General features: G+C 56.7%; 10 protein-coding genes. 5 read left to right on the forward strand and 5 right to left on the reverse strand.

All coding sequences use genetic code 11. The annotated features are described in order from the left end of the window. Positions 1-475, forward strand: a 475-nt coding sequence (locus ACF8AM_RS09450; RefSeq protein WP_392555397.1) for an SDR family NAD(P)-dependent oxidoreductase, incomplete at its 5' end; no start/stop codon positions are given. A gap of 55 nt (positions 476-530) precedes the next feature. After that, a complete protein-coding gene (locus ACF8AM_RS09455; protein WP_392555398.1) occupies positions 531-2,729 on the forward strand; it encodes a sialate O-acetylesterase in 2,199 nt (732 codons plus the stop codon). A 94-nt stretch (positions 2,730-2,823) separates the two neighbouring features. Here the strand turns inward: ACF8AM_RS09455 and ACF8AM_RS09460 are convergent, their stop codons facing one another. From ACF8AM_RS09460 to ACF8AM_RS09475, 4 genes are all read right to left on the reverse strand, one after another. Next, positions 2,824-3,336 carry a glycine cleavage system protein H gene (locus ACF8AM_RS09460; RefSeq protein ID WP_392555399.1) on the reverse strand — a complete coding sequence of 171 codons (513 nt, stop codon included), beginning with the start codon at positions 3,334-3,336 and terminating at the stop codon, positions 2,824-2,826. Between the two features lie 19 nt (positions 3,337-3,355). Next, positions 3,356-4,306, reverse strand: a complete 951-nt coding sequence (locus tag ACF8AM_RS09465) for a thiamine-monophosphate kinase (RefSeq protein WP_392555400.1) — start codon at positions 4,304-4,306, stop codon at positions 3,356-3,358. Positions 4,307-4,415: 109 nt separating this feature from the next. Beyond that, a complete protein-coding gene (locus tag ACF8AM_RS09470) occupies positions 4,416-5,516 on the reverse strand; it encodes a redoxin domain-containing protein (protein WP_392555401.1) in 1,101 nt (366 codons plus the stop codon). 176 nt (positions 5,517-5,692) lie between these two features. Continuing rightward, positions 5,693-6,529, reverse strand: a complete 837-nt coding sequence (locus ACF8AM_RS09475) for a sensor histidine kinase (protein ID WP_392555402.1) — start codon at positions 6,527-6,529, stop codon at positions 5,693-5,695. A gap of 409 nt (positions 6,530-6,938) precedes the next feature. Between ACF8AM_RS09475 and ACF8AM_RS09480 the strand changes: the two genes are divergently transcribed. Both ACF8AM_RS09480 and ACF8AM_RS09485 read left to right on the forward strand, forming a co-directional pair. Continuing rightward, the gene (locus ACF8AM_RS09480) at positions 6,939-8,213 is read left to right on the forward strand and encodes an LL-diaminopimelate aminotransferase (RefSeq protein WP_392555403.1); all 1,275 of its coding nucleotides are present in this window, start codon (positions 6,939-6,941) and stop codon (positions 8,211-8,213) included. Further along, on the forward strand, positions 8,201-9,415 hold the full coding sequence (locus ACF8AM_RS09485) for a chorismate synthase (RefSeq protein ID WP_392555404.1): 1,215 nt from the start codon (positions 8,201-8,203) through the stop codon (positions 9,413-9,415). The genes ACF8AM_RS09480 and ACF8AM_RS09485 overlap by 13 nt, the downstream gene beginning before the upstream one ends. Before the next feature lie 110 nt (positions 9,416-9,525). Here ACF8AM_RS09485 and ACF8AM_RS09490 read toward each other — a convergent pair whose 3' ends face one another. Next, positions 9,526-11,214 (reverse strand): RNA polymerase sigma factor RpoD/SigA, encoded by a 1,689-nt coding sequence (locus ACF8AM_RS09490; RefSeq protein ID WP_392555405.1) that lies wholly within the window; start codon positions 11,212-11,214, stop codon positions 9,526-9,528. A gap of 496 nt (positions 11,215-11,710) precedes the next feature. Here ACF8AM_RS09490 and ACF8AM_RS09495 point away from each other — a divergent pair, with 496 nt between their 5' ends. Next, complete coding sequence (locus ACF8AM_RS09495; RefSeq protein ID WP_392555406.1) at positions 11,711-14,950, forward strand: glutamate-ammonia-ligase adenylyltransferase; 3,240 nt, start codon at positions 11,711-11,713, stop codon at positions 14,948-14,950. Positions 14,951-15,039: the final 89 nt, after the last annotated feature.

Raw genomic sequence — 15,039 nt, forward strand, 5'->3', positions numbered from 1 at the left:
TGAGAGCTTCCGGGCCGCCAATGAGCGCGCTCTGGTGGTCCTCTCGATGCGGCTCTCCTACCGGATGATCCACGAGGAGGGGCGCTACCTGCTTTGCGTGGACGCCTGTCATGCCGGTTCGATCAACGGTTTTTTGGCCGAACCGGATCACACGGCCTATGACACATCCAAAGGCGCCGTCGCTGCAATGGTGCGGTCCCTTTGCGTGTCACTGGCTCCCCATCGGATTCGAGTCAACTCCATGGCACCGGGATTGGTGCGAACGCAACTGACCGACGTCGTCAATCACGACACTTCGATCGAATCCTGGATGCAGTTGCACACGCCCAACGGTCAAATTCCGTCTCCGGACGCCTGCGTCGGAGCCGCCATTTTCCTGCTCAGTGACGTCGCCGAACATGTTCACGGGCAAACGCTGTTGGTCGATGGCGGCATGAGTGCGTGGCAACAACCCGACCTTCCCGTGGATCAATGATCTGCGTTTCCTTTCCCTCTTTCCTTCCCTCCCTTTCCCACCGAAGTCACGCACCATGTCTCACCACCGATTCCGATTCCACCGCGTGTTATTCGCGGCCGTGCTTCTCTTTAGCGCAGTAGGTTCCTTCTCACCTGGCCTCGTTCGCGGCGACGTCAAACTGCCTGGTTTCTTCACCGATCACATGGTGCTGCAGCAAGCAAAACCAATCCGTGTTTGGGGGTGGGCAGAGCCTTCGGAAAAGGTCCACGTCACAATCGGTGACGACCAGGCCAGCACGCTAGCCGATGAGGAAGGGAACTGGTTGGTCGAACTTCCCAGTCGCCCAGCGAGCGCCGATCCCGTTGAAATCAAAGTGGTTGGTAACAACGAACTTCAGCTCACCGACATTTTGATTGGCGAAGTCTGGCTGTGCTCGGGCCAATCCAACATGGAATGGCGAGTCCTGTCGAGCGTCAACGCAGATGAAGAAATTGCAGCGGCAAACTTCCCGCAAATCCGGCACATGAAAGTGCCTCGCACTCCGTCGCCGATCGCTGCGGATGACGTGCCTGCACCATGGCAAGTCTGCTCGCCCGAGACCGTCGGCCAATTCACCGCAGCCGGCTACTTCATGGCTCGACGATTGCACAAAGAACTGAACGTCCCGATTGGATTGGTCAATTCATCTTGGGGAGGCACTCGCATCGAGCCTTGGACTCCACCGGTTGGGTTTGAAGGCATCGAAGAACTCCAAGACATTTCAGTCTCAATCACCCAGCGCACGCCGGGAACAGACGCGTTTGAATCAGCACTTCAGAAGCATTTGAATTCGACCAAGGCGTGGGTGACGAAGGCGGAGCAAGCCCTGGCGACCGACACCTACATTGAACCCGCCCCCGAATACCCAAGCTCGTTGACGCCGTTCACAACGCGCAGCCAACCCACCACGCTTTACAACGGCATGATCCACCCGCTGATTCAAATGCCGATCCGCGGTGCGATCTGGTACCAAGGCGAGGCCAATCACCGTGAAGGAATGCTGTACACCGCGAAAATGCAGGCTCTGATTGAGGGCTGGCGGACGAAGTGGAACCAAGGACCATTCCCGTTCTACTTCGTGCAAATCGCTCCCTATCAATATGGCGACGAAGCCGGATCAGTCTTGGCCAAATTTTGGGAAGCCCAAGCGGCAGCGCAGTCCATCCCGAACACCGCCATGGTCGTCATCAACGACATCGCCACACTGAGCAACATCCATCCGCCGAACAAGCAAGACGTGGGCAAGCGTTTGGCAGACCTTGCGCTGCATCATGATTACGGAAAAACGAACGTGATCGCGCACAGCCCTGAACTGGAGTCCATGCAAACCGAAGGCAACCAGCTTCGCCTGCGTTTCAAACATGTTGGCGGCGATCTCAAAACCAGTGACGGAAAATCACCCAATTGGTTCGAGATCATTGGCCCGCAATCAGGCGGATTCCAACCGGCAACGGCCAAGATCGAAGGGAACGAGATCGTTCTGTCCTCGCCCAATGCCGCACCCCCTGTCGCCATGCGTTTCGCGTGGGACAAACTGGCAGAACCCAACCTTCGCGGCGCGACTGGTCTGCCCGTCTCCGCCTTCCGAGCTGGCAAGGTGCCTGAGTTTGCTCAGACAATCCCCGAAGCGGACGATTACGAACTGGTCTATGAGCTGGACCTGAACAAGCTTGGGGCATCGATCCAGTACGATGTCGACCGACACGAAGCCATGCCCCAATTCGATCGAGTGGCCTACCTGGTGTCTCTCGAGGACGCCAGCGGCAACGTGAAATCGGTCTTCGTCAGCATGGATGCGTTCACCGACGACATCACGAAAATCGGGATCCCAACCGCGGGGACCAAGGCAACGTTCCAACAACCCGTCGAATCCATGAACGTCTACGCCAGTGACAACAGCGTGACCGCAGGAACCGAAATCAAAGAGGGCTGGATTGAGTTTTGGCCAAACAACTACGGTCCCGCCAATGACGCGAAGGTGCCGGGAGCGTCGGGCACTGCGTATGACTTTGGTGACTCGCCCGGGCCGCCAATCAATGGGTACGGATGCATGCAAGTCCACAACGTTGGCGCACGCGAAACCGTCTTTGCGATCAACAGTTGGAAGCGAGGACGGGATGCGGATTTGGGAATCGGCAACCACTCGGGCGAGCACACCGATTGGACGTTCGCCACCAACGCGTCTCAGTACGAACAAAAGAAATTGCAGGTTTTGGTTCGTCCCGTGAAGTGACAACAAAGTTGCGACAGCAACCTGCAGCATGTTGGTCTCCAACGTGAGCTTGCGTTTGTCTCGGTGGGGGACCACCGAGCGACGGACTTGAGGCTCAGTGGTTGGCTTGGCCTTTGATCGTTCGCTGAGCGACTTCCCAGGCCTCGTTAAGATGCTCGGCGTAAACGTCAGAAGACAGCAGATTTTCTTCCGAGGTGTTGCCACGGATTTCGATCAGCCATCCGTCGATGTAGGGCGATGCATTGATGACCGAAGGTTCGTCCATCGCGTCACCATTGATTGCGACCAATTCACCCGCGATGGGCGAGAACAAATCGCTTTCGGCTTTCTTGCTTTCAATCGATCCGATCGTTTTGCGGACCGACAAGGGCGTCCCGGGGTCCACGATCCAGTCCAGAAAGTAGACGTCTTGCAGCAACCGCACCGCGTAGGCTGACAAACCAAACCGCCACACGCATTGATCACTGCCACTGGCAGCGGACTGGTCCGGCGATGGCGTCGCCCACATATGATTTTTCGCGTAGCGATAACTCTTTGGGAACGAGGCCTCGAACTCGCCCATTGCGAATTGAAACTGTTCTCCGAGAGTGGAATCCGAATCGTTCATCTGGATTGATCTCGCTGGTTCACTTGGTTGCCGCGACGTCTTTTTCGCCATGAACGAACCCTTGCGGGAAGACCCGTTCAAACTTGCTGGTCGCGACGCGTTTCCACAATCCGGTGCGGCCCACGACTTTGCCGACTCGCGACACAGGCACGCCCCAATCAGTCGATTCGACGATCGATGCTTCCTCGGGTGAAACGCAGAAGATCAATTCGAAGTCTTCGCCATCGCTCCAGGCATGTTCCAGCGGTGTGCGGCCACTCGTTTCTGCAAACCGCTGGGCGGCTTCGGAAATCGGCAACGTTTCGAGCTCCAACTCCGCCCCCATTCGACTGGCCGCGAGCATCCGGTCGAGATCCAAACTGAAGCCGTCACTGACATCGATTGCCGCATGCACGTCGACCTTCTGTTTCAGTTTGGCCGCTAGCTCCACCCTTGGTTCGGGTCGCAGGTGTCGCCCCAGCAAACTGCCGCCGAGCGTTCCGGTGACGAACAGGGCGTCGCCTTCCTCGGCTCCCGTTCGCAACCATGGTTTTTCGACCCAACCCAGCAACGTGATGCTGATCGAGAGCGGACCGTCATAGGTGGAAAGATCGCCGCCAGCGATCGCGACCTGATACTTTTCGGCTGCCTCGAGGATCCCCTCGTAGACTTCACCGGCGATCTCCGTCGCGTTTTCAGATGGCAGTGCCAATGTCACCAATGCCGATGAAGGCGTCGCGCCCATCGCGGCGATGTCACTGAGATTGATCGCCATGGCTTTGAAACCGATGTCGGCCAGCGACTGGTCCTCGGAACGAAAATCCACGCCGTCGAGAATCTGGTCGGTGCAGGCGACCTGACGAAGCGGCTTCTGCCCCGCGGCGGACGCTTCCGGCCAATCAATCACGGCTGCATCATCACCAATGCCGACGGCGACCTGAGGCAATTGACGGGTTCGACCGCGAAGGTAAGCGAGAAAGGATTGTTCCATTCTGATTTCGGCTTCTATGTCGGGGGAAAATGGCAAGGCGCGCCACGCGGGATGGGGGCACTAGCGATTGTCTTCGCCTCCACGCCGAATCAACACAATCCCCCACAGTTTACTCGGCCAGCAGTTGCTCGATGGTTTGACGCATTTGCTGCTCACCGGGAGTGCCTTGCCAGTTCATTTCACCCTGCCACCATCGACGAATGAACCCCTTCTTGTCAATCAAGTAGGTCGTCGGCCACATCGTATTTCCCCAAGCGTTCCAATTGCCGGACCCTTCGTCAAACAGGACCGGGTATTCGAAACCGTCCTTTTCGACAGCAGCCAAAACGCGATCTCGATTTCGCTCCGCCGACGTTTCAGGTCTCTGGATCGCGATCACAACCAATCCCTGATCGGCCATGTCGTCATGCCACGCTTGGTAGTGAGGGAAATTCCGCTGACAGTTGATGCACTGAAATGCGTAGAAGTAAACCACCACCACTTTGCCACGCAGATCCTCCATCGAGACGGGCTCTCCTTGCAACCATTCCGCACCGTCGAGCACAAACTCGGGGGCTCGCGGGTAAGTCCGCATCACCTTGGAAAAGTCAAATGTTTTGCCGAGCAACGATCCGATCTTGGCCTGCTGATCCCGTGTCAACACACTGACAAGACTCTGCCGTTCCCGAGCTTGAATGGCGGTGGCATCCTTGGCGGCGGCGGAGGCTTCCAATTCTTTTTCTGCGACCTGTTTCTGTAGTTTCGCGACCTCGGCATCCGTTGAAGCAAATGTCTTTTTCAGTTTCTCGACCTGGCTGTCGCTCAGTTCCAACGCAGCGACCACATCGGGATGCACGATGAAGCGGGTTCCAGCCGCTTGCTTTTCCAGTTGCTGCAAGCGGTTCATTTGGTCGCCCGACAAAATGCCAGACAGCCGGCTTTTCAAGATCGTTGTCAATTCGCCGATCTCGGCGGACTGCTTTTCGAGCGGAGCAATCCGGTTGACCCACCAACGAGGATCCACCTCTGCAATCGCATCGTAGACCTGATCGATTTGGTCAGTGGAAAGCTGCAGTTCCGCGTGCACCGAATCGTCGCGAATCATCTGCAGCACATACGGCTGACTCTGCGACGCAGATACCTCAGCCGCCACCGCCGCTTTCGTGCTGCCGACGACCGCAGTAACCCCCAGCACCCCTGCGACCAAGAACAGGACAAATCGAATCGACATAATGAGTCTCGCTCGAGAAGACGGGATCGCATAACAGAAGGCGGTCTCAGTTGAAAAGCAGCTGATCCTGCATCCGACAACTGAACCAACCCAAAATGATTGTATCCAGCCAATCCCCGCCAAAGCTTGAGTCATGCCAGAACAAGCCCGAACAGGAACGATCGTTCTGAGCAAACTCACCCCAATCGAGCGGGCACCGGAAATTGCAAACTGAATTTCGTGCCGCGCCCGGTTTCACTTTGAACGGTGATGCGTGCCCCGTGGGCTTCAATGATTTTTCGAGCGGTTGGCAATCCCAAACCTGAGCCCCCGTCTTTGGTGCTGTAAAACGGCTCAAACATGTGCAGCACAGTGTTGTCGTCGACCCCGGTGCCAGTGTCGATCAAATCCAAGTTCACCCCGCCGCGGGTGCTGTATGTACGAGCCCAAAGCTGCCCGCCGTCAGGCATCGCTTCCAACGCATTCTTCACCAAATTCATCAGTGCTGATTGCAGGGCGTCACTGTGCAAGCGAATCGATGGCAAATCGGGATCGAGATACCGCTGCAACTCAACGTCTTGGGAATCCGCCTGAGCTTGGTAGGCATCGAGGACCTGCTGAACCTGGTCATTCAGACTGCCAGGAACCAAATCGATGTGCCGCAACCTTGCGAATCGCAGGAAATCTCGAAGCAGACCTTCCATCCGTTCGCATTGGTTGCGAACCATGTCGACTCGACTTTGGCAGCGACGACTCGACGGAGAATCGATCTCCATCAAATCTTCACTCAGCAAGTCGATGTTCATGTGAATGATGGAAAGCGGGTTCTTGATCTCGTGCGCCAGCGACCCAGCGAGTTCCGCCAGTTCTTCGTAGTGGCCGCGTGCCTCTTGCATTTCCGCTTCGTGCCGTGCTTGCTCGCGAGACCGATCGCCGCGATTCGAATGAGCATGGGAGCGTTCAGCGCCCGACTGGGCACCTGGATTATCCGAAGGCAATGCGTCGTCGTGATTGGAAAAAATCGGCTCGGACATGAATGAACGCGGGAAGAGGGCGGGCAACGGATCGGCCCCATCTCTCCAGAGGACTCTGGGCTCTCCAGAGGACTCTGGGCTCTCCGGAGGGATTCGGGCCGGTCCATTGTATCGCTCAATCGCCCCGCTGCCGATTGCCACCCTTCCGATTTCGAGGTCGTGCCCTTTTCAAGCTGTTGGCTTGCAAAGCCTTTCTCATCACCCTCCCAGGGGAGGGAGATGAGAAACGCCTGGCAACACAGCACATCAAAACGGCACTCCCCTTTTGCAGGTGAGTGCCCAGAGGCAGCCCCGGCGTGGAATCGAACCGGAAACGAGAGGTCACTGACGACCTCGACGAACGTGTGCTTCGCAGCTAAAACATTCGATTCGCTCATTTCTTTCCCCGAACGATCTCGATGGGTCGCAAATGTCCTCCGCTGCCACCACTTCCGAAACCGCTCCGAACTCCGACCCGTACATTCAATCGCTGTTCGCCGAACGAATTGGCGGAGCGAACTATGGCAAGAGCACTGAGATCTACAAGTTCGAAAAAATCAAACGCGCCAAACGCAAAGCCTTGGCAGAGCACCCCGAACGACAATTGCTGGACTTCGGGATTGGCGAAAACGATTCCATGGCCGACGCGTCGATTCGCGAAGTCATGGGACGCGAGATCAACCAAGTCGAAAACCGCGGTTACGCTGACAACGGTGTCGCGGAATACAAGGAAGCCGCCGCTCGGTTCATGCAGCGTCAATTTGGCGTGAAGCTCGATCCCGAAACGCAGATCAACCACTGCATCGGCAGCAAACCTGCCTACGCGATGTTGCCGGCATGCTTCATCAACCCAGGCGACATCACGATGATGACCGTGCCGGGGTATCCGGTCGCAGGCACTCACACGCGCTACTACGGTGGTGACGTCTACCGATTGCCGCTTTTGGCCGAGAACAATTTTTTGCCTGACTTGGGCGCGATTCCGGACGACATCTTTCGTCGCACCAAGTTGATGATCCTCAACTACCCGAACTCGCCAACTGGCGGCACAGCACCCAAGTCTTTCTTCGAAGACGTGATCGCCCTGGCGAAAGAAAAAGAGTTTGTGGTCGTCAATGACGCCGCCCACATCATGCTGACCTTCGACGGCAAACCCTCCAGCTTCCTGGAAGTCCCCGGTGCACTGGACGTAGGTGTCGAAGTTCACTCGATGAGCAAAGGCTACGACATGATCGGATGGCGAATGGGATTTGTCGCGGGTCATCCATTGGTCGTCAAAGCGTTCTCGGATGTCAAAGACAACAGCGACAGCGGGCAATTCATTGCCACTCAAAAGGCCGCCGCTGCAGCACTTGATGACGACTCGATTCCAGAACGCATTCGCACCAAGTACCGCCGACGAATGGAGAAACTGGTCAAGGTCCTGCGTGATTGTGGCTTCGAAGCCGAGATGCCCGGCGGAACGTACTTCCTCTACACCAAGTCACCTTCTGGAACGGCCAGTGGCGAAACCTTTGCCGCCGCGGAAGACGCGACGCGGTTCCTGATTGAAGAAAACGGCATCGTCACCGTGCCATGGGATGACGCCGGTTCATTCCTTCGATTCAGCGTGACTTACATTGCAGAAGACGAGGCGGCCGAAGACGCCTTGATGGCCGAAACGGCGGCCCGGTTGAAGGGAGCCGGTTTGCAATGGAAATCCTAGGCGGTCCCCATTTCGCGGTCGCGGGCGCTGGCGAAAGCCACGGCCCCGCTGTCACCACGATCATTCATGGGTGCCCTCCTGGGGTTCGCATTCGCCGACGCGACGTCCAACCGTTCCTTGATCGGCGGCGTCCAGGTGGCAACAAACACGGCACACCCCGCAACGAGAAGGACAAAGTCATCTTCTTATCGGGGCTGTACCGGGATGATACGGAGTCACTGCTGACCGGATCACAGTTGTCGGTCGAGGTGGACAACCAATCGTTTGCGACCGAAGGCTACGAAGACGGATTCACCACCGGGGAACCCGTCGCAGCGATCGTTCTTTCAACCAGCAAAAAGTCAGGCGACTACACGCAGTTCAGTGGCCCCACCGGCGAAGTCCGACCGGGGCACACCGACTTAGTGAAATTTCATCAATCGCAAGGTTTCGTCGATGTTCGCGGCGGCGGGCGTTCCAGCTATCGCTCGACCATCACGGACGTCATTGGTGGCAGCGTCGCTCGCATCATCCTGCGGGAATACTTTGGAACCCGGTTTGTCTCTTCGATTTGCCAAGTCGGTGCGCTCAAAGCCAGCCGAAGTTTGGCAGACAGCCTGACGATCGAGAATGTCGACGAAATCGAAAAGACGCTCGGCGAAGCGGAGATCGCCTCGATCGACCTGAACTTCGCGACCGAGGCTGGCGAGCTGATCAAAGAAACTCGCAAACGGGGCGATTCGCTTGGTGCGGCGGTCGAAGTGGTCGCCGTTGGCGTTCCACCGCTTCTCGGCCAACCACTCTACCAAAGCCTGAAGGTCCGGCTGATGGGAGCCCTCGGTGGACTCAACGCGGTTCAATCCTGCGAGATTGGATCGGGCACCGATGTCATCCCAAGAACCGGAAGCGTGAACAATGATCCGATTCGCAGCAATGGCTATCAATCCAACACTCACGGCGGACTGATTGGAGGCATCACGACCGGCAACCCACTGGTCGCGCGAGTTGGCTTCAAGCCCACCTCGACGATCAATCTGCCACAAGATTCCATCAACAAACAGTTCGATGAAATCGACTTTGAGTTGGCGAAGGGCCGGCACGATCCATGCGTTGGCGTTCGCGCTGGCGTGACTCTGGAATCACGCATGGCAATTGAACTGCTCAACTCCGTGTTGGCCTATCAAGCCACCGCGCATTGCGGCGACTCCATCAAACTCTTCTGATCAAACCCGTTGAGCGATGAACGGGATGGAATATGCGAGCCGTTCGCAGTCGGTCCCGGTTCGTCTCGGCGGAGGGCCACCGAGACTGAGCGAGTCATGCGTCGGCGATCTCAGATCGCTTCGCTGCCCTCGAACAAGGACACCTCGGCTCCATCCAGGAAGCTGACCAGTGACTTGGCACGATAAGGCTGTTGCAGTTTGCGGACCGCTTTGCTCTCAATTTGCCGCACTCGTTCGCGAGTGACTTGGAAGATCCGGCCGACCTCTTCCAGCGTGTAGGTGTAACCGTCGGCCAAGCCGTATCGCAATCGAAGGATCTCACGTTCGCGATAGTTCAGCGTTTCCATCGCCAAATCGATCTGGTGTTTCAACGCTTCGCGATTGGTTTCCACCAACGGGTCATCATTGCGATGGTCTTGCAAGAATTCACCAAACACGCTGTCGTCATGATCGCCCACTGGTTGATCGAGCGACAATGGCTGGCGGCTCATCTTCAAGATCACGCGAGTGTCATCCAGCGACAAACCGCTGCGCTGAGAAACTTCTTCCGCGGTGGGTTCGCGACCATGCTCTTGAACTAAATCGCGTGTGATTTGGCGAATTTTGTTCATCGTATCGATCATGTGCACAGGCACACGAATCGTGCGGCTTTGATCCGCGATCGCACGCGTGATGGCCTGACGAATCCACCATGTTGCATACGTGCTGAATTTATAGCCACGGGCATGTTCGAATTTGTCGACCGCTCGCATCAAACCTGTGTTGCCTTCTTGGATCAAGTCCAAGAATGACAGCCCTCGGTTGCGATACTTTTTCGCAATCGAAACAACCAATCGCAGGTTACCCGCCGACAACACACGCTTGGCTCCGTCGTAGTCATCGCGATAGGTGTCGCAGCGTTCAATTCGGCGAGCCAAGGTGCGAGGTGTTTCGTAGGTCAATCGCATCAGGCTTCGCAGTTCGGATCGCAACTCATCCCCGGATGGCATGCCAGGCATGGTCGAACGATGAGTGTCGGCCAAGATGGATTTGATCTCTTGCATCCGTTCGCAACTGCGTCGCAGCTTTTCAAAGATCGGCTGCAGCTTGTTGGTTCGCAGGTTCATTTCCTCGACCAACCGAACGGCCTTGTTTCGGCGGATGACGAGATTCCGCCACGCCGCACGACGGCGACGCATCGGCAGCGAAGCATTGATCGCCACCATGTAATCGCCACGATTCTCACGCAGCAAATAATCCAGCGTGCGTGTATTTGGAACGATCCGTTTCATGATCGCTTTCTTCTCAGTCGCGTTGGTCACGCTGACTTCGATGGTGCGATCCAATCGCAATTGTTTGTCGCGAACCTGCTGCAGCAACTTCAGTGCAGCTTGCAACATGAAGTCCGTTGCCATCATGCAGTGGCGGTAGCGTTCTCGCGTGGCTTCGATCTGTTGCGCCGCGGCGACCTCTTGGTCTCGCGTCAGCAATGGGATTTGGCCCATTTGCATCAGGTACATACGCACCGGATCTTCGGTGGGATCGGTCGGAAACTCGTCGCGACGAGAAACCGCATCTTCATCACCTACCGCACTGGTCTCGATTTCCTCGGAGATCGAATCCGAGAATTCCTGACCCATCGTGCGGGACCGGCGACTGACCGAATCCTCGGCATCAAAGGCGTCGTCCTGCAAGCTACGGCGGCTGAGCTTCTTTCCCATCAAGGTCTCCTCGACACCCGAAACATTTTCAACACGATTGGGTGAGTGAGACCAAGCACCGGCGGTGCCAGTCGCCTCTTGAGGCAACACATATATCATAGCAAACCGTTGTCGCAGAAGGAGTTAGGCGGACTGACCGCCTGCGGGCAAGATGAGTTTGCGACGTGGCGTGTGGGTTCCAGACATCACCCATGTTGCGTTCCCACAACACTCGGTGAAAAACCACCACACACCTCAACACCGTGACTATTTGATGCACGACGTTCCCCCGCCTCGCATACAAAAACGTAGGTCACGTCTGAGCGATGTCATGCAAGAATTGAATTTCGTTGTCATCAATTTGGCCCTGGAGGTATGGAACGCCCTGAATAGGCGGCGGGGTTCCAAACCCGCCCGAATCAACACTCTGCTCCCTGCCAAGGTGGCTTTGATGATGCTGAGCTCCGCCGTCCGCTACAACGATTCGCACCCAACGTCTAAACTCGTTCGTGACGTTGCCATTGGTGAGTGATCGCAAAAGCGGCCCAACCAATAAGACGCAGCTCGACGACGCGAAGTTCCGTGGAGGTTCCTCGAATGCGACTGGATGGATTGGATGAGTGATTGGGCCGACTACGCGCCGCTGAGCCCCGAACATTTCTCCGACCCGTCGCGTGTTGCCAACTCGCTGGCTGCGATTGCAGCCAGCGGTGTGTCCGACGACCTGCTGCAACTGCTCTGGGGGGGATTGGTCGAACACCTGCACCTGACCGACGCCCCCGACGAATCCATCGATCGTTTGAGCCAGTTCATCGGCGTCTCACGCAGTCCGATGGCGTTGCTGGCGTTGTTTGAACGCGATCCGATGATGCTGCCCGCTTTGCTGCAAGTGCTCAGCACCAGCCCCGCGATCGCGAAATTGCTGATCAACGACCCGGAAAGCTTCGACCTGATTCGAGCCAGCGACGGGTCCCCGGCCCAACGTTCGGTCTTGGTCGACGAACTGTGCGGCGAAATGAAGACGATCCAGTCTCATCGCCGCGCCGCCTTTGCTATCCGCCGGTTTGCCAGCCGAGAAATCTTGCGAATTGCCTACGGTGAGTTTGTTCGCGACCTGCCGCCCGACAAGGTTCAATCTCAGATCAGCTTTGTCACCGATGCGATCATGGAAGCCGGTTTGGCATTCGCGATTTCATCCGTGTTGGCCAAACGACCAACGCCGCAACGCATCGACGGGAGCCAACCGACGTTCTCGGTGATCGCGCTGGGCAACTACGGCGGGCAAGAAATTGGCTATGAATCGCAACTGGACCTGCTGTTGCTGTGCGACCAAATCGATCGCAAGAACGCCAGCCACATCGACTTCCACCGGCAGGTTGCTCGCGGCCTGGTGGAATTGTTGCAATCCAATGGCAGCCAGGTCATCCCGTTCTCATTGCGGTTCGACCATCAACCGACCCAGAACGAGTTGATGATGTCTGACTCGCAGCGTCTGGGCGTCCAATCGACACGCAAGCAATCTTCATTGGGGCATCAGCCAACCAGCAGTTCCGGAGCAGACATCGACTTTTTCGGCATCAACGAAGCAGCGACCCACTACGAACGCAATGGCCGCACCTGGCAACGCCTCGCATTCGTCAAAGCTCGCCATGCCGCCGGCGACGAAGCTCTTTCGCAATCGTTCCTGAACCGAATCGAACCTTGGGTTTATCACCACCTGCTGACTCGCAGCGAGATCGCGGACATTCGGGTGCTCCGCCGAAAACTGGAAAAGCGAGCCCTCGCGACCACCTCCACCGACGGCACGCCGATCTCCGATGTTCCCGGTGGGCGCCGCGACATTGAGCTCACGATCCAGTTTTTGCAATTGCTTCACGGAGGCGATTTGCCCGACGTCCGCGTGACCGGAACTCTTCCCGCCATCACCGAACTCTCGCGACACGGTTGCCTGACGTCTCAGGAGGCCACCATCCTTTCGACCAATCATGCGAAACTGTGTCGCTTGGAACACCTGTTGGCAGTGTTGTTTGATCACCGGATTTCTCACTTGCCCGACGATCCAGACGTGCGTGCTCGACTGGCATGGCGTTTGGGCGTGCGGACCGAATCGACCAACGCGGCGGCCATTCACGTTAAAGGAGACGCCACTCGCTTTGAAGCAATGCTGCAAGAAACGTTCGATGTGAATCGCAAGATCATCAATCACTTGATGGTTGACGAAGTGCCTCCGAGCGAATCGCCTGCATCCAATGAAGATTCCAACGACGATGGCGATTCAAACTCTCAGCATGATTTAGCAGTGATCACGGAACTGGTCCTGGACCCTGATCCTGACATGGATGTGTTCCAACAAACCATGTCACAGTATGGGTTCAGCAACGTCTCCCAGGCGATCTCCAATGTGATTGCTCTCAGCCAAGAAACGGTTTCTTTTCTTTCGCCTCGTCGCTGCCGTCACTTCTTTGCTGCCGTCGCCCCGCGGGTTCTGCAAGAAATCGCTGCAGCACCTGATCCGGATTCCACGCTGACTCGCCTAGTCGCGATGACGGATTCGATCGGAGCCAAAGCAACGTTGTGGGAATTGCTGCGGACCAACGACGCAACGCTGCGTCTCACGATCTCGATGTGCTCGTTGGCCCCTTACCTGACCAACATCCTGATCGATCACCCCGGCATGATCGACGAACTGATCGATTCATTGGTGATGGATCGCCTGCCCACCACCGAACGCTTGGACGCCCAAACGATTCGACTGTGTGAAGGTGTCGACGAGATCATTGACGTTCTCAGGCACGTCAAGGCAAGCGCTCATTTGATGATTGGCGTCCGCGATCTGCTGGGCAAGGAACCCATCGATTCGATCAGCCAATCATTGACAGACACCGCGGAGGCCTGCCTGCGCCGCGTCATTGATCAAGAACACGAACTCCTCGCGCGGCGTTACGGCGACCCTCTCGACCCCAAAGGAGAACCGTCGGAACTGGTCGCGGTCGCACTGGGACGGTTCGCGGGAGGCGAGATGAATTACCACAGCGACTTGGACCTCACCTTTTTGTACACGTCCGAAGGCGAAACCAAGCGTCGTGTTGGCGGCCCCAAATCGACGCTTTCCAACCGCCAGTTCTTCAATCAGTTGGCAGGCAACGTTCTTCGACGGATGGATCAATCCAGCGAAGGCCGCCTCTACGAACTGGACCTGCCGTTCTCCGGCGGAGCCGACGAGTCCGTGCTAGCGATTTCGCGAGACCAGTTTTTGAAGCCATTTCGCTTGCGGACGGCGTCGCTATGGCAATCTGCGACTCTCTGCAAGGCTCGCCCGATCTCGGGGTCACGGGAAGCTCGTGAATCAATTGACCAAACGCTTCGCCGCGCGGTTCGCAGCGTCAAATGGCGAGACAGCATGCACAACGAACTTCGTGATTGGCGAGAAAACAACGAATCGACCGCGGGTCCCAACAATCTCAAACGCGGTGCCGGAGGATTGGTGGACGTCGAACTGATTGCTGCAGTGGGAGTCCTTCGAAAGTCGAACGACAGTGACGTTTCCTTCCCCGCCAACACCGTTGAGTGCTTCGAAGAACTCTCTCGCATTGAGTGCTATTCCAAAGACGACGTCCAAACTCTGATCCGCAATTACCGATTGCTGCGAAGCATCGAAGGTAAACTTCGACTGCTCAACACCGCCGCTCGACACGAACTGCCGATCGGCTTTGAAGACGAAGATCCGCCTTTGGAGATTCAGCAACTGGCGATCTTGACCGGAGCAGAATCGCCTTGCGAGTTGGGAAAACAATGCGAATCAATCCGCGAAGAAAACCGTGAATTGCTCAATCGGTTGGTGCCCAGGACCTCGTAGCCCTATCAACTCCCTATGCAGGGATGCAGGAATGTTTGAGTTGAATCTTGCGAGCCGTTTGGGCGTTAGCTGGGCTTTCAAAAGGTTGG

It is taken from the genome of Rhodopirellula sp. JB055, assembly GCF_043100905.1.
GTDB lineage: Bacteria > Planctomycetota > Planctomycetia > Pirellulales > Pirellulaceae > Rhodopirellula.